The 23,468-nt window shown below is 69.0% G+C and carries 18 protein-coding genes; 6 read left to right on the forward strand and 12 right to left on the reverse strand.

Going from position 1 to position 23,468, the window contains the following annotated elements:
* Positions 1-73: 73 nt before the first annotated feature.
* The 10 genes from IF67_RS39195 to eccD all read right to left on the reverse strand — a co-directional run bounded on the left by IF67_RS39195 (position 74) and on the right by eccD (position 12,183).
* Positions 74-598 (reverse strand): hypothetical protein, encoded by a 525-nt coding sequence (locus IF67_RS39195; RefSeq protein WP_158713102.1) that lies wholly within the window; start codon positions 596-598, stop codon positions 74-76.
* Complete coding sequence (locus tag IF67_RS0115400; protein WP_030985997.1) at positions 595-2,496, reverse strand: alpha/beta hydrolase; 1,902 nt, start codon at positions 2,494-2,496, stop codon at positions 595-597. The genes IF67_RS39195 and IF67_RS0115400 overlap by 4 nt, the downstream gene beginning before the upstream one ends.
* Positions 2,497-3,204: 708 nt before the next feature.
* Positions 3,205-3,501 carry a WXG100 family type VII secretion target gene (locus tag IF67_RS0115405; RefSeq protein ID WP_030986000.1) on the reverse strand — a complete coding sequence of 99 codons (297 nt, stop codon included), beginning with the start codon at positions 3,499-3,501 and terminating at the stop codon, positions 3,205-3,207.
* 71 nt (positions 3,502-3,572) lie between these two features.
* Positions 3,573-3,935, reverse strand: coding sequence for a WXG100 family type VII secretion target (locus IF67_RS0115410; protein WP_037839414.1), 363 nt, complete (start codon positions 3,933-3,935; stop codon positions 3,573-3,575).
* Positions 3,936-4,101: 166 nt separating this feature from the next.
* Positions 4,102-5,289 (reverse strand): S8 family serine peptidase, encoded by a 1,188-nt coding sequence (locus IF67_RS40785; protein ID WP_234341110.1) that lies wholly within the window; start codon positions 5,287-5,289, stop codon positions 4,102-4,104.
* 41 nt (positions 5,290-5,330) lie between these two features.
* Positions 5,331-7,007: a hypothetical protein gene (locus IF67_RS43750; RefSeq protein WP_158713103.1), complete on the reverse strand. Its 1,677-nt coding sequence runs from the start codon at positions 7,005-7,007 to the stop codon at positions 5,331-5,333.
* A gap of 17 nt (positions 7,008-7,024) precedes the next feature.
* Positions 7,025-7,507: a hypothetical protein gene (locus IF67_RS40330; RefSeq protein WP_158713104.1), complete on the reverse strand. Its 483-nt coding sequence runs from the start codon at positions 7,505-7,507 to the stop codon at positions 7,025-7,027.
* Positions 7,508-7,697: 190 nt separating this feature from the next.
* Entirely contained in the window at positions 7,698-8,852 is a 1,155-nt protein-coding gene (gene mycP / locus IF67_RS0115425; protein ID WP_107050237.1) for a type VII secretion-associated serine protease mycosin, read from the reverse strand.
* 148 nt (positions 8,853-9,000) lie between these two features.
* A complete protein-coding gene (gene eccB / locus IF67_RS0115430; RefSeq protein WP_030986010.1) occupies positions 9,001-10,563 on the reverse strand; it encodes a type VII secretion protein EccB in 1,563 nt (520 codons plus the stop codon).
* Positions 10,564-10,647: 84 nt separating this feature from the next.
* Complete coding sequence (gene eccD, locus IF67_RS0115435; protein ID WP_420708668.1) at positions 10,648-12,183, reverse strand: type VII secretion integral membrane protein EccD; 1,536 nt, start codon at positions 12,181-12,183, stop codon at positions 10,648-10,650.
* A gap of 117 nt (positions 12,184-12,300) precedes the next feature.
* Here eccD and IF67_RS0115440 point away from each other — a divergent pair, with 117 nt between their 5' ends.
* Positions 12,301-16,257 carry a type VII secretion protein EccC gene (locus IF67_RS0115440; protein WP_030986013.1) on the forward strand — a complete coding sequence of 1,319 codons (3,957 nt, stop codon included), beginning with the start codon at positions 12,301-12,303 and terminating at the stop codon, positions 16,255-16,257.
* A gap of 283 nt (positions 16,258-16,540) precedes the next feature.
* Here the strand turns inward: IF67_RS0115440 and IF67_RS0115445 are convergent, their stop codons facing one another.
* Positions 16,541-16,744, reverse strand: coding sequence for a cold-shock protein (locus tag IF67_RS0115445; protein ID WP_003984261.1), 204 nt, complete (start codon positions 16,742-16,744; stop codon positions 16,541-16,543).
* A 249-nt stretch (positions 16,745-16,993) separates the two neighbouring features.
* Between IF67_RS0115445 and IF67_RS0115450 the strand changes: the two genes are divergently transcribed.
* The 5 genes from IF67_RS0115450 (at position 16,994) to IF67_RS0115470 (ending at position 22,845) form a co-directional block, all read left to right on the forward strand.
* A complete protein-coding gene (locus tag IF67_RS0115450) occupies positions 16,994-17,893 on the forward strand; it encodes a menaquinone biosynthetic enzyme MqnA/MqnD family protein (protein WP_051818100.1) in 900 nt (299 codons plus the stop codon).
* Positions 17,894-18,092: 199 nt separating this feature from the next.
* A complete protein-coding gene (locus IF67_RS0115455; RefSeq protein WP_030986017.1) occupies positions 18,093-20,063 on the forward strand; it encodes a serine/threonine-protein kinase in 1,971 nt (656 codons plus the stop codon).
* A gap of 238 nt (positions 20,064-20,301) precedes the next feature.
* The gene (gene mqnC, locus IF67_RS0115460; protein WP_030986018.1) at positions 20,302-21,501 is read left to right on the forward strand and encodes a cyclic dehypoxanthinyl futalosine synthase; all 1,200 of its coding nucleotides are present in this window, start codon (positions 20,302-20,304) and stop codon (positions 21,499-21,501) included.
* Between the two features lie 7 nt (positions 21,502-21,508).
* A complete protein-coding gene (locus IF67_RS0115465) occupies positions 21,509-22,075 on the forward strand; it encodes a hypothetical protein (protein ID WP_030986021.1) in 567 nt (188 codons plus the stop codon).
* A 68-nt stretch (positions 22,076-22,143) separates the two neighbouring features.
* The gene (locus IF67_RS0115470; protein ID WP_030986022.1) at positions 22,144-22,845 is read left to right on the forward strand and encodes a demethylmenaquinone methyltransferase; all 702 of its coding nucleotides are present in this window, start codon (positions 22,144-22,146) and stop codon (positions 22,843-22,845) included.
* Between the two features lie 51 nt (positions 22,846-22,896).
* Here IF67_RS0115470 and IF67_RS0115475 read toward each other — a convergent pair whose 3' ends face one another.
* Positions 22,897-23,430, reverse strand: coding sequence for a GNAT family N-acetyltransferase (locus IF67_RS0115475; RefSeq protein WP_030986024.1), 534 nt, complete (start codon positions 23,428-23,430; stop codon positions 22,897-22,899).
* Positions 23,431-23,468: the final 38 nt, after the last annotated feature.

Here is a 23,468-nt window from a genome sequence, read left to right on the forward strand (position 1 = left end):
AGCTAGGACCTGGTGCTCGGAACGTCATTGTGGGCGAGTTGCAGCGCGATGGAGTCGCGTGGGACATTCGGGATCACTCGGGCAAGAAGCATGGTGAAGTTACCGTGATGGCAGCCAGTCCTTCGCCCTTCTGGCGGTCCATGACACCGGTGACGGCGCCCATCCAGAAGTCGTCCGGCTCGGTACGCATGTCGACGGAAGGGAAAGGATCGGACCAGTCCCCATCGGCGTCCGCCGACTGGAATTTGTAACCGTGCTTAGCCCAGGCGTCCCGTGCCTGCCGTACAAGCTTCTTCGCGTCGGCACCCGGCACACCCGTTAGCTGGTAAGAGCGGGTGACCTGCACGCGGTCGTCGGGCCCGTGGTCCTCGCGCGCCAAGCATGAATGCGTCCAATTTCTCACAGGCTTGAGGGTCGGCTGGGGGGACATCCGATCCACTGCCTGGTGGATGATTTGCTCGGCACGCTCGATTGCCTGTTTCTCATTCATCTTTGATGGCTCCGCTGCCGTCTCGCCGTCCTTCTGCACGCCACAGGAAGTCGCCGCCATTGCCGCAGCGATCAGCGCGCCGGATGATATCAATCTGCGCAGATTCATGGGTGTCCTCTAGTGACAACGCTCGTCATGTGTCTCAGGGACTTGCCCTCCCAGTACTGCGAGTGGGCAGGCATATCGCCGTTCCATTTGGGGGGATCGCCATCAGCGACCGCGAAAGTTTTCCCGCCGAAGTCTTCTGTAGTGGGATCGCACCCGTAGAGGATCGAATGGTCGTCAAAGAGTTTCGTGTTATCCAGGATCGGCAACTCTCCCACCAGTGGTGGGGCAAGATTGATAGGATCGTTCTTCGCCGTCGCCGACCATACGTGGTCGGCTGGGATGTTCAGATCCTTCGCGTGGTCCACCCCTACGCCGGGGCTTCCCACAAAAATGGCGTTGTCCACGGGAAGGTCCGGGTGGGTCCGCATTGTTTTCCCTGCGACGAGGGTTCCATAGCTATGCCCCAGCAACGTCGAGTTCACGTTTCCGCCGTGGGCCGTATCGATTCCCGTCAAAAAATCCCTCAAGGGCACCCCGGCCGCATCGGCATACTTCGCATGCCTGGCATCGGTGAAGACGTCTTGAGGGGCGTCGTAACCGAGCCAGAGGACCGATGCCGTCTTGCGATGCGAATCGGCAGTCTTTGCCGTGTCGTACAGCATATCGGCCCTGTCGAGATCGGCTTTGATCGAACTCAGCTTAGCTCCCGTACCCGGTACGTAAGTCGCCACATTGTCAGCAGTGTCGGGGTTGCCGATGGACACAATGGCGTGGCCAAGATTCTGGTTGTCAAAGCCGAGCAGATACGCCGGCGGGCTGCCATTTATCGCTGAATCGTTGCAGCGCGACTGGATTTTACTCATGCCATCGAGGCGACCTTCCAACTCCTCCTTATTTTCGTTCCATTTCCGCCATTCTGGATTTTCTACTCGCGCTCCTTCTATCTCGCGTCCAGTAAATTGGCTGATGTAGGGAAGGTAGCGATCGGGCTCCTTATTCAACCAGTCCTTCAACTGCAACTGAGCTGTTCCATGTGTCTCAGCGAGTACGACGCGGTTTGCGTCGTCGCGGGTCGTGGTGGGCAGACCGTCCAAGGCTCCGATGCGTGCAGGGTAGAGAGCGGCGTACTCGTCTTGTTGCTCCTGGGTAAGGCTCTCCCACCACTTCTTGTTGTCGACAGGTGACTTGCCCTTGGGGATGTCACCCTCTTTGATAAATTCCCCTGCTGCCTTACGAACGAATTTGAGGTCCTGTGCTGCATCCGCCCACGTCGCGTCGTCAACCTTAAGGCTTCGACTAGTCTTGAGCTTTCCCAGAACCGACCGATAGCGCGCGTCCACCTCGGCCGCGTCGCGCACTGCGGAGGCTATGCGGCTGGCTATGTCCTCGGCTTTGACCTTGTTGGGGTTGGCGGTCCCCGGAGTTTTATCCGGGAGGAAGAGGGCTGGGGGGCCAGAGTTGGCGGTTCCCTGAGTGTTGTTCGGCAGGAGAAGGGCCGGGGGGCCAGCGTGGGCGGTTTCCTGAGTGTTGTTCGGGAGGAGGAGGGCAGGGGAATCGGGGGTAGGGGTGGCGGTTCCCTGTTCGAGGCCAAGAGATACCGAGGCCGGGTACTGGACCGAGCCGTCCGGCTTCACTGTGAAACCGAGTTGATGTGCCTCCTCCAAGGCATGCTTGAGCTTTCGCTGAGGGGCGGCGATTCCCGAGGCGAAGCTGTTCAGCGCTGCGCGGATCAGACCGCACTCCGCGTGAACGTACTGGAAGTTGCGACTGAGCTGGTTCAAAGCCGCAAGGGCCTCTTTGGCCGTGGTGCCGGTCTGGGTGTCGCGCAGCTTCGCGAGCATCTCTTGCTCGACCCTGTCCTTGGCAGCCCTGGCACGGTTGCTGACCTCGCCCCAGCCGTCGGCCGCGCCCTGGTATGGCTCAGCCTTGAAGTTCTGCAGATCCCGCCAGGTGATCACTGGGCCGTCACCTCCCTGGCCGGGAGTTGCCGTGCCCGCGGTGCTGGAAGGACTGAGCGACCCTGGAGTCGACCTCCCCGAAGGCACTGCCTGCCTTCTTGAGCGCACTCTCGAGGCGGAGGCACTCAGCTTTGATGGCCCCGAGGCGCTCATCCCAGGAAGCGCGTACCCCTTCGAGGGCTGCTGGTGTCATAAACCCTTCAAGCCCCCAGGTGACACCTTCGTGAGCGGCTTTGAGCCTCGATGCCGCTGAGCCCGTGCTTGCCTGCAAGGCGCCGGCGACCGCGGAGGCGGATGTCCACGGCCTCTGGGTGACTTTGAGGTTTGGAGATCCGCCGCCACTTTCGTTGGCCTTGGCTGAGGCGAGCTTCATTGTTGTGGCTTCAGCCGAGCCCTGAGCTGCGCCGTCCGGCTTGGACTGCGCCTTGCTGACCAACTGGTCCCACTCTTCTTGGAATTCCATACATCCCCCGTACTTCATACTTGCCCGTGCTCGTCCGTGTGAACGTCAGCGAGGCGATTGCTCTGCATCGATGTGGACGTACAACCGGGACATGACGACGACGCCCCAGGAACACTGCTGCTGGCGCACGCGTTCCCACCGCCGGTGGTCATGCCTGAGGACTTTGGCCTGTTCGGTCATCAGAACGGTGCGATGGGGTGGACGCAAAGTAGTGGCGTCCACCCCAAAGCTAGGCATCCAGAGTGCTACTGGAAGAACCCAGCAGCCCGACGGTCCGTTGCCCGGTAGTCCGCGCTGCCCGAACGGATCTTGGTTGCGACCTCGTGCAGGGTGCTCTGGATGTGGCTCGCGCGGCTGTTCCACTGCCGTTCCGCGGCCTGGAAAGCCTGGTGGGCCTCGCCTTCCCAGGAGTTGGAGACGCGCTTGACCGCGCCCCAGATCTTGTCGAGCTCGGCTTGCAGCTCCTTGGCGGAGCGCTCGATGTCGGCGGCGGTCTGCTCTACCGCGCCGTATGTCACCCGAAGGTTCTCGTCGCCGGCCATTTCTCCCCCACTACTGGTGGCTGATTGGTGGATGTCGCTCTATCTGGAAGCCTGCTCCCAGGCGGAGGTGCTCAGTAGTTGCTGATGCCGCTGGCCGAGCCCGTGTTGAGCTGGCCGCCGGACGCACCGCCGTTGACGTCGATGCCGCGGAAGCTGGAGAGCACCTCGGAGTCGTTGGACTGGCTGGTGGTGCCGGTCTGGGCGATGGCGTCGTTGATGCCGTCGAGCATGCGGCGCAGGGCGGCGTGGTCCTCGTTGAGGGCGTTCTGGGCCTGCTTGAAGGCGCTGGCGCCCTGGCCGGTCCACGCCGACTCGACTGCGGAGATGGCGTTGATCAGCGTCCGCAGCTGGGACGACATCGCCTGACTTCCGCTCTGGATCTCGTTCTTGAGCTTTTCGATCTCCGCATAGGTAAGTGCGGTATTCCCTGCCATGATCCACCTTCCCCCTGAGTGGGTTACAGAGCTGAGTGAGCTGAGTGGTAGGTCTTGGTGCTCAGCTCGGATTGTTGGCCGTATCTCGAGAGATGCGGTTTTCAGCGCTGGCTGCTCGTGGCGTGAGCAGCCAGAGTTCTGGTCGGTCTGTTGTCGTCGCCTGCTGTTATGTCCGCCGTCGCCGGACGATGATCAGGCCGCCGGCTGCCAGGGCCGCGACCGTTGCGGCCAGGCCGGCAGTGAGGGGCCAGTTCGGCGAGTCGTCCGGGTGGTCGACTGGCTTCTGTGCTGAACCGGCCGCTGAGTTGTCTGCCCCTGACTGTGGGGTCTTGGGCGGCGCGGTGGACTTGTGGTCCGCGAGCAGCGGATTGACACCGGCAGGGCCGGGATCACCCTCCTTGTCCACCAGTACCTTCCGGGGGCGGACGATCCCGTAGCCGAGGTACTCGCTCGGGACCTTGCCGTCCTCCGGCTTGCCGGCGGTTTCCATCATGACGCGCAGGACCTGGTTGTTCGTCCAGGTGGGATGAGCGGACCAGATCAGGGCGGCGGAGGCCGAGGCGATGGCGGTGGCGTCGCTGGTGCCCCATGTTGTGCAGTCCAGCAGCCTTTTTGTGCAGCGCGTAGGGACATCGACTCCGGGGGCTGTCAGTGCCACCTGTGGCCCATGCACCGAGAACTTTGCTGCCTTCAACGACCTCGTCACAGCTCCGACACCGACTACCCCAGGGAGGCTTGAGGGGTAGTCGGCGATGTTGTCTTCGTCGCCGTGATTTCCCGTCGCTGCGAAGATCAGGGAGCCTTTTTCGCCGGCATAGTCAATCGCCGGCTGGAGGTCAGCCTTGGCTGCCTCGCCGGCTGGCGCGCCCAGTGAGATGTTGATGACCTTCGCGCCGTGATCCGCCGCGTATCGAATGGACTTCGCCATGCCGACGCTGCCGTTGGTCCCGACGCTTCGCAGTGGAAGAACCTTCGATTCCGGTGCCAAGCCCCAGGTTCCGTCCCCACTCCGTCTGCCAGCGATGAGCATCGCCATACTCGTGCCATGGCCTTCCCCGTCATGGTTGGCACCACGCTGAGTTGCTGAGAAGTCCTTCCCCGGCAGCAGCTGGCCGCGCAGTTCGGGTACGGAGCTGTCCACGCCGCTGTCGATCACTGCAACGGTGACGCCTTCTCCCGAACTCGTCTGCCACATGCGTTCGGCTTGCATCGCATCCAGATACCACTGGCGCGATCTCTTGTCCGCCGCAGAGGCATTCGGTGCGAATAACCCGAGGAACAGTGTGCTGAGGCAGAGAACCAGAGCTAAGGACTGTTGGTTCTTCGATCGCGCGCGAATTCCCGCACAAGTCACGGTGCGGTGCCTCCTGCTCTGTTGCTCGACGACTGCCAGGACTATTCGATCACTGGGGGTACGACTGAAGGGTGTTGTGCAGTCCAGGTTTCGCCGTCTTCCTGGAGGTAGCCTGGCCTTTCACCCGAAGCACCCTTCCTACGCCGGGACGATGGGGACCCTGACGCGGGCAGCATGCCGCTGGACGGGGTGGCGGTGCCCCGTGCCAGACCAGATCCGCCCGACGTGAAGTCGCGCGCCCTGCCGGTCGACGTCGGTGTGGTTCCGCCTGCCCGCCCTGACTCGGACGTCGAGCTGCGTGCTGCGGCCGGTCCCTGGGCAACACCCCCAGAGCTGCCCCTGCCGTTGGTGGAGCCGTATGTCCCCGAGCGGTGGTCTTCACCTGCCACCAGTCCACCTGGGCCGGTGCCCATGGTGCCGCCGGGCTCGTAGGCCATGCGGCGGCCCGGAGCGTTCGGTACGCGCTGCCCCGTGTTGCGGCCCGCGTTTCCTGAGTAGCCGCCCCCTGCGAGCCCGCGCGCCGGGGAACCGCGTTCCTCGCCCATGACCGATCCGCGAGGCTTGCCCATGGGATCTCCATGCGGAGGGACAAGGCGCTGACCTGGGTTGACCGTGCCTTCCTGCGTCATCCCATTACCCGTCCGTCCGGGGCCGACCGGCCGGGGGGTGGTCACACCACGTTCTTCACCCATGACGGTCCCTGTCGGCAGCTGTGGCCGTCCGACGGTGGTGCCGCCACGCCGTGCGGTCCCACCGTTGATGCCTTCGCCCGTCGCACGGCCGGACGGGCCGGACTTTGCGCCTCGGGGGTCGGCCATTGGCCCCGAACCGCGTGCGGCCCTTCCGGGCCTTTCTGGAACCGTGCCTGTGCCGGGGCGGCGGCGCGATACAGGGCCGGACGGGACAGGGCCAGGAAGGGGGCTAACTGTGCCACCGGGGGGCTGGGCCGGAGCGCCGCCCTCACGATGCGGTGCTGCTTGGTGCGAGATGACGGGCGCGGTGGAATCGACGGATGTACCCACCTGTCGCTCTTGCTGTGCGCCATCGGCGGTCGGCCGCGACGTTCCCGTGTGCTGCCCTCCGCTGTCATGGCCGGATGCGGGGGCGGCGCTGCTGGTGCCCGTTACCGCTGCCGGCCTCTGGTCTGTCGTCGGGTCCAACGTCTGGCCCGCGTCCCGCGGCTCCGGCACAAACCCCGAAGCCGCCCTGAAGTTAGGCGCCTCCTGCCCCGCGATCTTCTGCTGGGCCGTTCGGTAGTAAGACGCCAGCCGGTTCATTTCGGCTAGGGCGTCTTCTCTGGCCGGGTCTTTGGTGAGGGCGGTGACGCCGTTCGCCTTTCGGGGATCTGTCTCTACGAAATTCCTCAGCGCGGGCGGCTTGGGCATCAGCTTGGCCTGGCCCAGTGCGGTTGCGGCTTCGACCATTGCTTCGCCTGTGCTTCTGGCGTAGTGGCCCAGCTTGTGGCTTTCTGCGGCGGTTGATTTGGTCCAGTCGCCGAAAGCCTGGGCGCCGTCGCCCTGCCAGTGGACCTGTTTGGCGTATGCCTCGAGGTCCTTGGTGATTCTGGAGATCTCTTTGCCGGCGTCGACCAGTGCCGTTCCCATCAGACCGATCTGCATGTGGTCGCCGTCGGCCACCATGGCGTAGAGGTCGTGGTGGGACATGTTCTCGAAGTTGGTGCAGCCCGAAATACCTAAGGCGCCGGTGTTCTCTGCCATTTCCGTTCCCCCTTGCCTCAGATGCCGTCGGAGCCGGCGGACTTGCCGTCGCCCAGCTCCGGGCCGGTGGACTCGGCAGGCCGGTGCTTCGGCTGTGGTGCCTTGTAGAAGCCTTGGGTACGACGTTGGATCGCGGCCAGGCGGTTCCGTACGTCGGCATCCACCGCTTCGTAGTCCCGGCCGATGAACTCGGTTCCGAGGCTCAGCGTCTCGATCTGATCGCCGAACACTTGGGAGAATGTCTCGAGTTGGGACAACACCTTTTCGTAGGTGTCAGCGAGGCCCTGCGCCTCGATGAATCCCTGGCCGAAGGAAGACGAAGCGATCTTGCGGTGGCTGAGCGCACGGTGATCCGCATTCGAGCCCTTGAGCCGGTCCAGCAGCTCATCCACGCGCCGTTTCAACTTCGCCAGCTCCTCGGGGTCGACTTCGAACGACCCGCCTGCGCCGCCGCCCCCCGCCCCGTTCACCTGCACGCCTGTGCTCTCGTCAGCCCCCACTGTGACTCCCCCCGTAAGTCAGTAACTTCATGAGTCACTCTAGTCACCACCACTGACAACGGCCGATGGTGTGGAGTCGGTACCGTTCATAATTCGCCAATGATGGGCAGGCTCGTGGAAAGCCCGAGGCAAAGGGAGCGGGCGCGGTTTCGGGGCCGGAGAGCTCCATTCCGCTGGAATCTGAGTACGGCTACTCATTGACTTGTGGGGGCGCCGTCGCGGTTTCCGCCGCAGAAGCCGCTGTCCGCCTGCGGATGTCCCGTCGGATGACCGCCACTCCCGCGATGACCGCCACCGCAACGCCTCCTGAGCCCAGACCGTATGTCGCATATCGCTCCATCCGTTTCTGCGGAGTCTCACCGTCCACCGGGGTGACCGGGTCCGGGGGAGCGGCCCGGGGCGGGCCGTCGTCCGCCCTTGCGTGGTCGAGGGGGCGGTCGTCCTCGGTCAGCGCGCGCACCGGGTCGACGACGCCCCAGCCCACGAAGCTGTCCCGGCCGTTGACGGAGCGTTCGGCGGTCTGCTCGATCTGGGCGACGATCTGGGATTCCTTCCAGTCGCGGTGCTCGGCCCGGAGGAGGGCCGCGATGCCGGCGACGTAAGGGGCCGAGAAGCTGGTGCCGTTGTCGACGCACTGGCCGCCCTTGGGGACGGTGGAGACCATGTCCACACCCGGAGCGGCCACGCCGATGAAGTCGCCGCTCTGGGAGAAGGCGGCGCGTTCGTTGTTGCGGTCGGAGGCGGCGACGGCCAAGACGCCCTCGTACGCGGCCGGATAGGTCTTCTTGAGCCGGCCGTCGAAGCCGTCGTTGCCGGCGGAGGCCACCACGACGATGTTCTTGCGCCGTGCCTCGCGTACCGCCTGGGCGAGCCGGGAGTCCTCCGGGACGGGGCGTGCCGTGTCCTGGGAGATGTTGATGATGTCGGCGCCTGCGGCCACGGCCTTGTCGATGGCGGTGGTCAGCGTGCCGACGTTGCCGGTGCCTTTCTCGTCGTTCTGGCGGATGGGGATGATGAGCGCCTCCGGGGCCAGGCCGACGAATCCGGTGCCGGGGCGCGGGCGGGCCGCGATGATGCCCGCGACCTTGGTGCCATGGCCCACCGGATCGTAGGTGCCGTCCGTCGGGGCCTTGGGATCCGCGTCCTTGCCCTTGCCGAGGAGGTCCGCGCCGTGCTTGGCCTCGACGGCCTCGGCGAGCTGCGGATTGGTGTGGTCGACGCCCGTGTCGATCACCGCGACGCGGACCGGACGGCCCTGTGCGTCACGGCCCTTGGTGTGCTGCCACAGGCGGTCGAAGACGATCCGTTGCAGGGCCCAGGGCCGCTCCTTGATCTGCTGCTTCATGGGGAAGGTGCAGGCACCGTTCCCTTCCGGTACGGGCGTGGTGCCCTCCGCTCCTGCCACCGTCGCAGGTGGGGCCGCCACCGCCACGAACAGCGCGGCCGTTGCCCACGCCGCGGATCCCTTCCTCCTCACCCTGCCGACTCCGTTCCTACGAGCCCTGCGGCTGCCGTGCGGCCTTGATGTCCAGCCGGGGGCCCATCGGCAGGAACTGCGACCAGTTCGCCGGGACGCGCACGGGCTTGATGTCCTTGTAGCCGAGCAGCATTTGCGCCCGGTGGGTCTCCTGCTGCTGTTGCTTCGCTGCCTGGCTCTGCCTGTCGTCCTGGGCGCCCTTGTCGTCCTGGGCGTCCGCACCGATGCCGGAGGGCTTTGCGCTGCTGTCGTTGTTGGTCTGTACGCCGTACCGCAGGCCGGTGTCCGTCACCAGGAAGGTCAATCCCGTTGCCTCGTCACCGGCTTGGATCTGCTGGTAGAGCAGGCCGGTTCCGGGCGTCACGTATGCGCTGGTCCCGCCGTTGACGACCTGCTGGGGGTAGTCCCCGCCGGCCCAGGTGCTGAGGTCCGTGCCGCCGGTCGGGGACACCTTGCGCAGCACGCTGCACACGGTGCTGCGCCTGCCCGGCGCCGCGGCGGTGTTGGCCTGCTCGGCGGCCTGCTGCGGCCACTTCTTCTCCGCGAAGAGGTTCCCGCTCTCCGGGGTGAAGGACTGTGCGCCCACCGCTGTGGGCTCGTTGTGCTGCTGTAGCCGGCCGGTCTGCGGGGAGAACAGGAGCAGCCGTGCGACGAAGTCCGAGACCGGTACGACCTTGCCCGGCAGCACGACGTACTGCTGGGCTCCGGCGCCGGTCGTGGCGCGCAGCACCATGCCCACGCGGTTCTCGTCCGTGCCGAGGCCCTTGACGCGGGCCGGCCGGCCGGCCGTCCCCGGAAGTTCGGGGAAGGCGACCGGTGTGCCGTCGTGGAACGTGGCCAGCCATTCCTTGGTGACCTGCTGGGGCTGCCGGCTCCCCACCAGCGCGCGCAGCAGCAGTTCGGAGTATGTGCCGCCGCCGATGGGGTACTTGGTGCCCCGGGGGTCGATCAGATAGCGGGCGCCGTGGTCTCCGGTCGCCTGGACGTAGAGCACCCGGCCGCCGCGCAGCCGGCCAGGCCCCTCCACCTTGTGCTCGTCGCGGCCGGCGAAGAGGAACGTGGCCTTCTGTACGGCCTTGCCGTTGCTGCCCGGCTGTTCGCACACCGCCCAGCGCTTGCTCTTCTGCGCTTCCGGGGCCTCCGGAATACGGTCGGGGGCGTACGGGATGCCCAGGGTCGGACCGTGCGGGATCTTCCCGTTGTCGAGTTCGTGCTCATCGACCTTGAGGACGTTGAACTGTTCGGTCTTCAGCAGCAGCCGGGCGGAGGCCATGTTGAGGACGGGGTGCAGCTGTGGCTTGCCGCCGGTGGTGAGGACGACGTAGAGCGTGGCCGACTTGCTGCCGAGGAGGACGTGCTCACCCGGTTTGTCCCAGCCCTTGGGGGCCTGGGGGCGGAACATGCCCCAGGCGCCGAAGCCCGCCAGGAGAAGTGCGGCGATGACCAGGCCGGGGAGGACGGAGCGTAAGGGGGTCGGGGCCCCTTCGTCCGTACGGTCGGGGGAGGGCTGGAGGAAGGCGGCCACGAGTCGCTTCTTGGCGAAGGTGTAGCCGTTGAGCTCGTCCCGCCGTGATGCCATGGTGCTGAGTTCCCCCTGAGACCGTTACCCGAGTGCGCGGTCGTGTTTCTTCCGGGCCCGACCGCTTGTGCCGACGTCCGTGCGTCACCCACTGGTCATGCTGCGCGCCCGGCCGTACAGGTCCAGGACCGCCAGGCACAGCGGCAGCAGGGTCAGCAGCAGCAGTCCGTCGGCGAGATCGAGGGCGCGCCCCCAGAACGGGGTGAGTCCCCGCTTCGGTACGGTCAGCGCGATCAGGGTCAGCAGCGCCACGCCCCCGGCGAGCGCGAGGGTCAGCCAGATGGTACGGATGTCGAGCTGCGCCCGGTCGCCCGCGAGGAATTCCGTGAGTGCGCCGGCCGGTGGGCGCACGGCCATGCCCAGGACGAGCAGCGCCAGCGCGCCGAACCCCGCAACGATCGCGCAGGCCACCTGCGTGGTGTAGCGGAAGAGCCGGGCCCGCAGCAGTGCGGCCAGGCCGGCCGTGAGCGCGAGCAGCCGTCCCCACACCGATTCCGACAGGCCCAGGACGCCGGCGGCAGCGATGACGACCGCGCAGCAGCCCCCCAGCAGTCCGAGCAGCAGCTCATGGCCGCGACGGGCCTGGGCGGCGATGTCCGCCATCTCCGTGGGACCGAGGGCGCCGGCGTCGGCGGGGTGCGCGCCACCGGCATCGGCGCCGCCCTCCCCTTCGGCCAGGCTGCGGGGCGTGACATAGCCGACGGGCAGTCTGGCCAGCCGGGTGGAGAGGCCGGGCAGAAAGGCCATCAGTCCGATCGCCACCGGTGCGCAGACGGCGGCGGCACGGTCGGCCGAGGCCTCGGTGACGATGGCGAGGAAGGCGGCAAGGGTGCCGACGGCAGCCACGAACGTGGCCGCGATGAACGGGGCGTCGCCCTGCGGCGACAGCGCGACGAGCGCGACGGAGACGACGAGCGCGGCGATGCAGCCCAGCAGGAACTGGAGCCGCCCGGCCCCCTGGCCGCTGTCCGGGCCGACGATCCCCGAGCCCGCGGCCCACACGATCGGTAACGCCCCCAGGCCCAGCGCGATGGCGGACGGCTGGTCGCGGTAGACGCGTGCCCGTACGCCCGCGAACGCGGCCACCAGGAGTCCGGCGGTGGCGGCGATGACGCCGGGCAGGCTGTGCATGTCATGGCGTACCGGATCGGCGCACCACAGGACGGCTCCCAGGAGGGCGAGCAGCACGCCCACTCCTACCAGGCCGACGCCCCGCAGCATGCCGTCGTTCCACAGGCGTCTGTCCCGGGCGACCGCGGAGGCCACGGCATCGCAGACATCGTCGTAGACGGCCGGCGGCAGGGACTGCGCGAAGGGCCGCAGATGCAGCATCTCGCCGTCGACGACCCGCTGGTCGGCGAGTGAGCGGGAGCTGTCCAGCGCGCTGCCGTCGGTCCGGAAGAGGTAGTAGCCGGTCGGCGTGTCCGCGGGCTGGGTCTGCCGGGTCAGCCGCAGGATCTCCGGATAGATGTCGGAGACCGCGATGGTCTCGGGCAGTGCCACATCGACACGGCTGTCGGGCGCGACCACGGTCACCCTGCGGAAACCGGTCCCCACGCTCGTTCGCACTTCTTCCCCCTGTTCGCCGCCCGGATCCGCGCCCGGCCGGCCGTGGCGCATGATCCTTCCCCATTGGCCACATTAGTCGGCAGTAGGATCGTCCGATGCGGAAGGCGCCGTCGCCAGGGGGGTGAGCGGTACGGAGATTTCCCTTCCGCAGCGAGGGATTGGTGCGCGGTGAGCCAGATCGTCGTCAAGCGTCCGCCGCGGGCGCTTCCGCCCGTTGTCCCCACGGACGAGTTATGCCTCGAATCGCCGCCGGAACTCCCGCGTGGCCAGCAGGAGGGCGTGCTGATGCAGCTCCTGCCGATGATCGGCATGGGCTCGTCGGTGGTGTTCTTCTTCATGCCGGGCCTGCCCGGCTTCATGCGCATCATGGGTGCGCTGATGCTCGCCTCGACGCTCGGCATGGTGATCGCGCAGATCGTCCGGTACCGCCGGGGCACCCAGGGAGAGATGGCGCAAAGTCGCCGTGACTACCTGAAGTATCTGGCGCAGACCCGGCGCCGGATCCGCCGTACCGCAGCCTCGCAGCGCAACGCCCAGCACTACCTCCATCCCGCTCCCGACCAGCTGTGGGCGGTGGTCGCCGAAGGCAGCCGGGTCTGGGAGCGGCGGATCGGCGACGCCGACTTCGGCCAGGCCCGTATCGGCCTGGGCACCCAGCAGCTCGCCACCCCGCTCGTCGCTCCCGACACCGCGCCCGTCGACGAGCTCGAACCGCTCACCGCGGGAGTCATGCAGCGCTTCCTCACGGCCCACGGCTCGCTACAGCACATGCCGGTCGCGGTCTCGATGCGCGCCTTCTACCACCTGACCGTCTCCGGTGACCCGGAGGCCGCCCATGGCGCCGCACGGGCCCTGATCGGCCAACTCATCACGCTGCACTCGCCGCAGGACCTCATGGTCGCCGTGGTCGCGGCCCCCGGTGCCGTCGCCCGGTGGGAATGGACCAAGTGGCTGCCGCACGCCCAACTGCCCGGCTCCCTGGACGGCGCCGGCACCAAGCGCCTGTTCGGCGACGACCTCGCCGAACTCGAAACCCTCCTGGGCGACCAGCTGGCCGACCGCCCGCGCTTCAGCCGGGAGGCCCCGCCGCTGCTGGACCGGCCGCACCTCGTGATCGTCCTGGACGGCGGCATGGTCCCCCCGGACTCCGCCTTCGCCGCCCCCGAAGGGCTCCAGGGCGTCACCGTCGTCGAGGTCGTCCCGGGGGAACTCGACGAACCGCGCGGCGGCCTGTCCGTACGGGTGCACCCCGCCCGCCTCCGTCTGGAATCCGCCGTCTCCGTCTATGACGGCACGCCCGACACGCTCTCCCTCGAACGCGCCGACACCCTCGCCCGCCGGCTCGCCCCGCTGCGGATCGAGGGCACCGACGACGACGAACCGCTGCTCGCCAACCTCGACTTCACCGATCTGCTCGACCTCGGCGACCCCGCCTCGGTCGACACCGCCCGCACCTGGCGCCCCCGTTCCCAGGCCGAACGCCTCCGCGTCCCCATCGGTGTCGACGAGGCCGGCCGGCCGATCATGCTCGACCTCAAGGAGGCCGCGCAGAACGGCATGGGCCCGCACGGCCTCTGTGTCGGCGCCACCGGCTCCGGCAAGTCCGAACTCCTGCGCACCCTCGTCCTGGGGCTGTCCGTCACCCACTCCTCGGAGACCCTGAACTTCGTCCTGGCGGACTTCAAGGGCGGCGCCACCTTCGCCGGGATGTCCGCCCTCCCGCACGTCGCCGCCGTCATCACCAACCTGGCCGACGATCTCTCCCTGGTCGACCGTATGGGCGACTCCATCCGCGGTGAACTCCAGCGCCGTCAGGAACTCCTGCGCCAGGCGGGCAACTTCGCCAATGTCCACGACTACGAGAAGGCCCGCGCCGCCGGACACGCCCTGGACCCGCTCTCCTCGCTCGTCATCGTCATCGACGAGTTCAGCGAACTGCTCACCGCAAAGCCCGACTTCATCGAGATGTTCATCCAGATCGGCCGCATCGGCCGCTCCCTGGGCGTCCACCTCCTGCTGGCTTCCCAGCGTCTGGAGGAAGGCCGCCTGCGCGGTCTGGACACCTACCTCTCGTACCGCATCGGCCTGCGCACCTTCTCCGGCGCCGAATCCCGTGTCGCCCTCGGCGTCCCCGACGCCTATCACCTGCCGTCCGTCCCGGGCTCCGGCTATCTCAAGTTCGGCACGGACGAGATGACCCGCTTCAAGGCTGCCTATGTGTCGGGGACGTACCGCTCGGGTGCCGAGGGCACGGACGAGGGCCTGCACCCCGTCCAGCGGTGCGCCGCGCTCTTCCAGGCGCCGCCCGTCCCGCCGGCCGACATCGCGCCGGATCCGGACACCGGCCCGAGCACGGGCACCCGTCCCGCGCCCGAGGACGCCCTCGCCGACACCGTTCTGGACGTGATCGTCGGCCGGCTGGAAGGCCAGGGCCCGGCCGCCCACCAGGTCTGGCTACCGCCCCTGGACAAGGCCCCCGCCCTCGACCAGCTCCTGCCCGCCCTGGCGACCACGCCCGAACGCGGCCTGCACGCCCCGTCCTACCGCGCCACCGGCGGGCTGACCGTCCCCCTCGGCCTGGTCGACAAGCCCTTCGAACAGCGCCGCGAAATCCTCGCCCACGACTTCTCCGGAGCCACCGGCCATCTCCTGGTCGTCGGCGGCCCCCGGTCCGGCAAGTCCACGCTGCTGCGCACCCTGATCGGCGCGTTCGCGCTCACCCACACCGCGCAGGAAGTCCAGTTCTACGGGCTCGACTTCGGCGGCGGCGCCCTGAGCTCGACGGTGGACCTCCCGCACGTCGGCTCCGTCGCCTCCCGCCTCGACCCCGAACGCATTCGCCGTACCGTCGCGGAGGTCGCGGGCATCCTGGCGCAGCGGGAGGAGTTCTTCCGGGCCCACTCCATCGACACCATCGCCACCTACCGCCGCCGGCGGGCCGAAGGCCGCTTCCCGGACCAGCCCTGGGGCGATGTCTTTCTCCTCGTCGACGGCTGGGGCCCCTTCAAGGACGCGTACGAAATGCTCGAACCGGTCGTCACCGACATCGCCTCGCGCGGCCTCGGCTTCGGTATCCACGTCGTCCTGACGGCCTCCCGGCACATGGAGGTGCGCGCCGCGCTCAAGGACCAGCTTCTCGGCCGCCTCGAACTCCGTCTCGCCGACCCCTTCGACTCCGAGTTCGACCGCAAGGCCGCCGCCAATGTCCCCGCTGGTGTCCCCGGACGCGGCCAGACCCCCGACAAGCTCCACTTCATGGCGGCCCTCCCGCGCACCGACTCGGGGAGCGCCGGCACAGAACTCGCCGACGCCACCGCCGCCTTCGTCCGGCAGGCCGCGGAAGCCTGGCAGGGCCCCTCGGCCCCCGCGGTCCGCCTCCTCCCGCGGAAGGTCCCCGCCGGTCACCTTCCCAAGGGCTCCGACCACCCTGACCGCGGCATTCCCATCGGCATCGGCGAGACCAGCCTCGAACCGGTCCATGTGGACTTCGAAACCGACCCTTTCCTGCTCGTCTTCGGCGAAAGCGAATCCGGCAAGACCGCGGCCCTGCGCCACCTCGCCCACAAGATCTCCGAGCGGTACACCGCCGACGAGGCCAAGATCGTCGTCGGCGACTACCGGCGCACCCTGCTCGGCGCCGTCTCCCCCGACCATCTCCTCGAATACGCCGCCACCGACACGGCGCTCACCGGCCACATGGAGGCCCTGGCCGGTCTCATGGAACGCCGCCGTCCGGGCCCCGACGTCACCCCGCAGCAGCTCCGTGACCGCAGCTGGTGGAGCGGTCCCCGTTTCTTCGTCGTCATCGACGACTACGACCTGGTGACCTCGTCCGCCGGCAACCCCCTCGCCGTGCTCACCGACCACCTCCCCTTCGCCCGCGATGCCGGCATCCACTTCCTCATCGCGCGCACCACCGCCGGAGTCTCCCGCGCCCTCTTCGAGCCCTTCCTCCAGCGCATCAAGGAGCTCGGCGCCCAGGGGCTGGTCCTCTCCGGCGATCCGCACGAAGGGGACATCCTCGGCACCACCCGCCCCCACCCCATGCCCCCGGGGCGTGCCCATTTCGTTTCGCGGAAGCGGGGCACTCCCTTGGTGCAGCTCGGGTGGCTGCCTGATCAGTAGCGGGAGCGAACGGGCGCGCCGGACCGCTATTCCGTTGTCCCATCGCCGGAAACCGACCGGGGCGTCAAGGCGCCACGCGGACCGGTGCGCTCAATGCCGCGGCAATTCCGTATTGCGGGTGCCATTCGGTGCACCATGCGCCGGACGCCAGGAATTCAGGTAGCTGCCGGCCGAGCCGGTGCGGCGGATAAAAGGCAGGAGCCCCGCTCGCCACCGAAGTGGCGGAGCGGGGCTCCTTGGGTACTGCTAGGGGCGACCTGGAAAAAATTCCGGGCCGGGCAACTTAGACCGGCGTAACGTTCTCCGCCTGCGGACCCTTCGGGCCCTGCGTGACGTCGAAGTTCACCTGCTGGTTCTCCTCCAGGGAGCGGAAACCAGAGGCGTTGATCGCCGAGTAGTGGACGAAGACATCCGGGCCGCCGCCGTCCTGGGCGATGAAGCCGAAGCCCTTTTCAGCGTTGAACCACTTGACGGTTCCGGTAGCCATAAGCCCTCCTTGGGCCAAAGGGTTGCCCTGCTCCAGAACCTGCAAAGAAGTCTGAAACTACAAGAGCCTGCGGGGTCACATGCTCCGCAGGCTCTGTACTGCAAGGGAAACCAAACTGCAACTTGCGCTGAGCGTAGCATGTGCTGCTCCTGAGGCGGAAGAGCCAAAGATCACGTTTAACCGACCGCACTAACGTCCATACGCCGCCCCGCCGCGCCGCCCCTCGGGAGACAGGTCTAGCCTCCGCATGTGGACAATTCAACCTTCGGAGACGCACCCGCGGGAGCCGACGCCGGCCGCCGTCGCAGCCGGCCGCGAGTGGGCCACATCCAGTTCCTGAACTGCATGCCCCTTTACTGGGGCCTCGCCCGTACGGGCACCCTGCTCGATCTGGACCTCACCAAGGACACGCCGGAGAAGCTCAGCGAGCAGCTGGTCCGCGGGGAGCTCGACATCGCGCCGATCACCCTCGTCGAATTCCTGCGCGCCGCCGACGACCTCGTCGCCTTCCCCGACCTCGCCGTCGGCTGCGACGGCCCGGTGATGTCCTGCGTGATCGTGTCGCAGAAGCCGCTGGACCAGCTCGACGGCGCCCGGGTCGCCCTCGGCTCGACGTCGCGTACGTCCGTACGGCTGGCCCAGCTGCTGCTGGCCGAGAAGATCGGTGTGCAGCCCGACTACTACACGTGCCCCCCGGACCTCGGCGTGATGATGCAGGAGGCGGACGCGGCGGTGCTGATCGGCGACGCCGCGCTGCGCGCCAATCTGCACGACGGGCCGCGGCTGGGCCTGGAGGTGCACGACCTCGGCCAGATGTGGAAGGACTGGACGGGCCTGCCGTTCGTCTTCGCCGTCTGGGCGACCCGGCGCGAGTACCTGGAGCGCGAGCCCCTCGTGGTGCAGAAGGTGCACGAGGCGTTTCTCGCCTCGCGTGATCTGTCGCTGGAGGAGGTTGCCAAGGTCGCCGAGCAGGCGGCCCGTTGGGAGACCTTCGACGAGCCGGTCCTGGAGCGATACTTCACCACGCTCGACTTCCGCTTCGGGCCCGCGCAGCTGGGCGGTGTCAGGGAGTTCGCCCGGCGGGTCGGGCCGACGACCGGATTCCCGGCCGATGTGAAGGTGTCCCTGCTGGAGCAGCCGGCCGGGTAGCCGGCCGGCTGCCGCAAGGCCCACCGGTGGGGCGCGGCGCGAGGCCTGGTGGTGCGAGCGGGCCGGGGCCGGGGGCGTCGTCCGGGGGCCGGGGCCGTCGTCCCGGTGTCCGTGCCGGGGCCGTCCCGGGTACGGAGTTCCGGGGGCGCGGCAGGGGCTGCGTCATAAGCTGGGTGCGCCGTATCGAGGGGGAGGCGCCATGGAGCCGTTGGCAGCGGACGATCCACGGGTCCTGGGCGGGTACCGGCTGCTGGGCCGGCTCGGCGCGGGCGGGATGGGCCGGGTCTATCTCGGACGCAGCGCGGGCGGCCGTACCGTCGCCGTGAAGGCCGTCCATGCGCATTTCGCCGTGGACGACCAGTTCCGTGCGCGGTTCCGGCGCGAGATCGAGTCGGCGCGGCGGGTGGGCGGCGCCTGGACCGCGCCGGTGCTGGACGCCGACCCGGACGCGGCGGTCCCGTGGGTCGCCACCGGCTATGCCGCGGGCCCCTCGCTGACGCAGGCCGTTGCCGACCTCGGGCCACTGGCCGAGCACTCCGTACGGGCGCTGGGCGCCGGGCTGGCCGAGGCGCTGGCCGCGGTGCATGCGCTCGGGCTGGTGCACCGGGACGTCAAGCCGTCCAATGTGCTGCTGACGCTCGACGGGCCGCTGCTGATCGACTTCGGGATCGCGCGGGCCACGGAGGGCACCGCGTCGCTGACCTCCACGGGGGTCTCGGTGGGGTCGCCCGGCTATATGGCGCCCGAGCAGATCCTCGGCAAGGGTGCCGTGGGCGCCGCCGATGTCTTCTCGCTCGGCGCCGTACTGGCTTTCGCGGCGACCGGGGTCAGCCCGTTCTCGGGTGATTCATCCGCCGCGCTGCTCTACAAGGTCGTGCACGAGGAGCCCGAGTTGGGCTCCCCGCTCGTCGGCGATCTGCGGGAGCTGGTGGCCGGCTGCCTGGCCAAGAACCCCGCGGACCGTCCCGCCCCGGAGGCGTTGGCGGCCCGTCTCGCGGGGGAGGGGAGCGGTGGCGCCGCGGGGCTGGTGCGGGCCGGGTGGCTGCCCGGTCCGCTGGTCGAGCGGGTCAGCCGGCAGGCGGTGGAGCTGCTGAATCTTGATGCGGGGGAGGGGGCGGAGGCCGGAGCTCCGGCCGGGGCGGGCGCCGGTCCGGCGGGCGTGTCGCCCGGCGGGGCGGGCATGTCGCCCGGTGGGACGTTCGGGCCGCCGGATCCCTCGTACGGGGCGGCCGGCGGGCCGTTGGACCCGTCGTACGGGGCGGTGTCCGGGCTGGTGCCGTTCGAGAGTGCGCTTCCGGGCGGGCCGCCCGGTCAGGCGCCGGGCGCGGCGGGCCTCCCCGGCGTCCCTGGCCGGCCACCCGGTCCTCCTCCCGGTCCTCCGCCACAGCCGGCGTCCTGGCCGGTGGCCGGCGGGGCGCCGTCGTCCGCGGCAAGTGGCTACGGCCACCCTGCGACGGCCGGCAGCGGTCATCCCGGGACGGCCGGTGGCCGCCACCCCGCAGCCACCGGCACGGACCGTCAGCCGGCCGGCCCCGGCATCGCCGACCTGCCCACCGGGGCGTCGCCCGCCGCCTCCAAGGAGCGGCGGATCGCGCTGTCCGGTGCGGTCGGCGGCGAGGGCCGGCCGCGGCGGATGAGCTGCACGCTGGTCCTGTCGGTGGCCGGTGCGCTCGCCGTCGCGACGACCGCCGGGTTCGTCTTCCGCCTGCTGCCGGGCATGGGCGGTGACACGGACAGCGGGGCGCAGACGGGCGCCAAGCCGCCGGCCGACGGCGCGCCGACCGCACGGCCCACCGAACCGGGGGACGCGGGCAGCGGCCGGGCCACCGTGGCCAAGTCCTTCCTCGGCACCTGGACGGGCAGCGTCACGACGGCGCACGGCATCCCCAACGGCACGATCACCAGCGTCATCAAGCCGGGCGGCAAGGGCGACTACGTCATCCACACCACCTATGACGCGGTGCTGGTGAAGTGCCGGGCGAAGGCGAAGCTGGAATCGGCCACGGGGCAGCGGCTGGTGCTCATGGAGCGGCCGGACGGCAAGCAGGGGCCCGGCTGCACGGGCAACAAGTCCCGTGTGACGTACACGCTCGGCAAGGGCGGCACGCTCGGCTTCGCCTCGCAGGACGACGCGGGCGGCACGCCGAAGGCGACGTTGACGAAGCACTGAGACAAAGCACTGAGACAAAGCGCTGAGACGAAGCACTGAGACAAAGCGCTGAGATGAAGCGCTGAGGATGCGCGGGGCGAGGCGCCGGGACGAGGCGGCGGGGCAAGGCGCCGGGCAGAGCGGGCCCGGCGCCGGCCGGGCGTCCGGCGGAAGCGCCGGCTGACCGGCGGCGAGGCTGTCGGACCCCTGACGTACGCTGGTTCAGTTCGTGATGCCCGCCTGCGAAAGGGACGCCCCGGTGACCGAGAACGCCGACCTCCAGTCCGTACTCGACCGCGCCGCGCAGGGCGGCCGCATCACGCCGGAGGAAGCGCTCGACCTGTACCGCTCCGCTCCGCTGCATGCGCTGGGCCAGGCCGCCGACGCCGTGCGCCGCCGTCGCTACGCGGGTACCGAGCACATCGCGACGTACATCATCGAGCGCAACATCAACTACACCAACGTCTGCGTGACGGCGTGCAGGTTCTGCGCCTTCTACGCCGCACCCAAGGACACCGCCAAGGGCTGGACCCGCGACCTCGACGACATCCTGCGCCGCTGCGCGGAGACCGTCGAACTGGGCGGTACCCAGATCATGTTCCAGGGCGGCCACCACCCGGACTTCGGCGTCGAGTACTACGAAGAGCACTTCTCCGCCATCAAGAAGGCCTTCCCGCAGCTGGTCATCCACTCCCTCGGCGCGTCCGAGGTCGAGCACATGGCCCGGATTTCCAAGGTGTCCGTCGAGGAGGCGATCTCGCGCATCCATGCCGCCGGGCTCGACTCCTTCGCGGGTGCCGGTGCCGAACTCCTCCCGGCCCGCCCCCGTAAGGCGATCGCCCCGCTGAAGGAGTCCGGCGAGCGCTGGCTGGAGATCATGGAGGTGGCGCACGGTCTGGGTGTGGAGTCGACCTCCACGATGCTGATGGGCACCGGCGAGACCAACGCCGAGCGGATCGAGCATCTGCGGATGATCCGCGACGTCCAGGACCGTACGGGCGGCTTCCGCGCCTTCATCCCGTACACCTACCAGCCGGAGAACAACCACCTGAAGGGCCAGACGCAGGCCACCCTCTTCGAGTACCTGCGCATCATCGCCCTCGCCCGGATCTTCTTCGACAACGTCGCGCACATCCAGGGCTCCTGGCTGACCACCGGCAAGGAGATCGGCCAGCTGTCGCTGCACTACGGCGCGGACGACCTCGGCTCGATCATGCTGGAGGAGAACGTGGTCTCCTCGGCCGGTGCCAAGCACCGCTCCAACCGCATGGAGATCATCGACCTGATCCGCAAGGCGGACCGGGTCCCGGCGCAGCGCGCCACCACCTACGAGCACCTGCTCGTGCACGACGACCCCGCCAACGACCCCGTCGACGACAAGGTCGTCTCGCATCTCTCGTCGACGGCGATCGAGGGTGGCACGGCGCATCCGGAGCTGAAGCTCGTCGAGGCCAACTGAGCCTGCCGTGCTGACGATTCACCGGGTGCGCGCGGTCCGCCCGGTCGTGGACGGTCCGGATCACGGCCAGGCGGACGAGGCCGGATACGCGGTCGTCGTCAGGGGCGACCGCCTGGCCGCCGTCGGGCCGTTCGACGAGCTGTTCGCGGAGTACGGCGCACAGGCCCGCGTCCGGGAGTGGGACGGTGTGCTGACGCCCGGCCGCTACGAACCGGACGGCGCCGCCCTGCTGGAGGCGGCCTACCACCCCGACCCGCGCGAGGCGGACGCCCTCGGCAGCGAGCCGGTCACCGGCGAGGCGCTCACCGCCCTCGGCATGACCGACGCCCGCTGGGGCGCGAGCGCCCGGCGCGGACTGCAACGCCTGATGGCCACCGGGACCACGGCGCTGACTGGGCCCTTCCACCGCCCCGCGGTCCGCACGGCCGTGGAGCGCTCCGGCCTGCGGGAGCTGGCGGGGCGTGTCCCGCGCTCCCTGGTGGCCGGCGGCTGTGCCGACTTCGCCGTCTTCGCCGAGGACGGCGGCTGCGTGGTCACCGCACTCCACGGCCGCCTCGTCTTCCGCCGCCGCTGAAACCGCCGCCCGGCAATCAGGCCGTGCCCGGTGCGGGCGCCGGCCCCGGCACGGTGGACAATGGCCGGGTGACCCGAGCATCCCTGGACAAGCAGCCGCACGAAGTCGCCGCGATGTTCGACGACGTGGCGGCGCGCTACGACCTCACCAACGACGTGCTGTCCCTGGGGCAGGCGCGGCTCTGGCGCAAGGAGGTGGACCGCGCGGTGGCCGCCCGGCCCGCCGAGCGGGTGCTCGACCTCGCGGCCGGCACCGGCACCTCCTCGCTGCCGTTCGCCCGGACCGGTGCCTACGTCGTGCCGTGCGACTTCTCCGTCGGCATGCTGCGGGAGGGCAAGAAGCGCCAGCCGTGGCTGCCGTTCACCGCCGGCGACGGCACCCGGCTGCCGTTCGCGGACGGGGTGTTCGACGCCGTCACCATCTCCTTCGGGCTGCGCAACATCCAGGACACCGACGCCGCGCTGGCGGAGCTCTACCGGGTCACCAAGCCCGGCGGCCGGGTCGTGATCTGCGAGTTCAGCGAGCCGACCTGGGCGCCGTTCCGGACCGTCTACACCGAGTATCTGATGCGCGCGCTGCCGCCGGTCGCCCGTGCGGTCAGCAGCAACCCGGACGCCTATGTCTATCTCGCCGAGTCCATCCGTACGTGGCCGAACCAGCCCGAACTCGCCGCCCGCATGCAGGGCGTGGGCTGGACCGGGGTGGCCTGGCGCAATCTGACCGGCGGCATCGTGGCGCTGCACCGGGCGAGCAGGCCGGCCGAGGGCTGAACGGACGGCAAGAGGGGCCGGCGCGCGCCGGCCCCTCTTGCCGCGTACGGCTCACACATCCAGCCGATGGCAGTACGCCGTCCGCTTTCCCCGCGGCGTGAGCACCGTCTCCGCCTGCCGCATCCCCAGCCGCCGGGTCACCGCGATCGACCGCTCATTGCGCGCATCCACCATGGCGACCACATGGCGGACCCCGGCCGTGCGCACGGCATCCAGCGCCTCCTGCGCCGCGGCTGTGGCATAGCCCTTGCCCCAGTACGCGCGGCCGAGCCGCCAGCCGATCTCGATCTCGCCCGCCGGGCCCCAGTCCCACGGCCACGGCTGGGCGCCGGTGAAGCCGATGACCGCGCCGTCCGCCGGATCCAGCAGCGTGAACAGGCAGAATCCCCGCTCCGCGTGGTGTCTGCGCTGGCGCGCGGTGAGCTCCTCGTATACGGAGAGTTCGGCGGGTGCGCCACCGTGGAACTCCATCACCTCCGGGTCGTCGAAGACCCGGTGCCAGTTCATCGCGTCCTCCTCGGTGGGCACGCGCAGCTCGACGGCGGGGAGCGGCCGGTTCGCGGGCGGGGTGTTCACAGACTTCACGGCACAACCCTTCAGGTTCTGATCACCACGGCCCCCAT

Source organism: Streptomyces sp. NRRL S-1813, assembly GCF_000719605.1.
In the GTDB taxonomy this organism is placed as follows: domain Bacteria; phylum Actinomycetota; class Actinomycetes; order Streptomycetales; family Streptomycetaceae; genus Streptomyces; species Streptomyces decoyicus.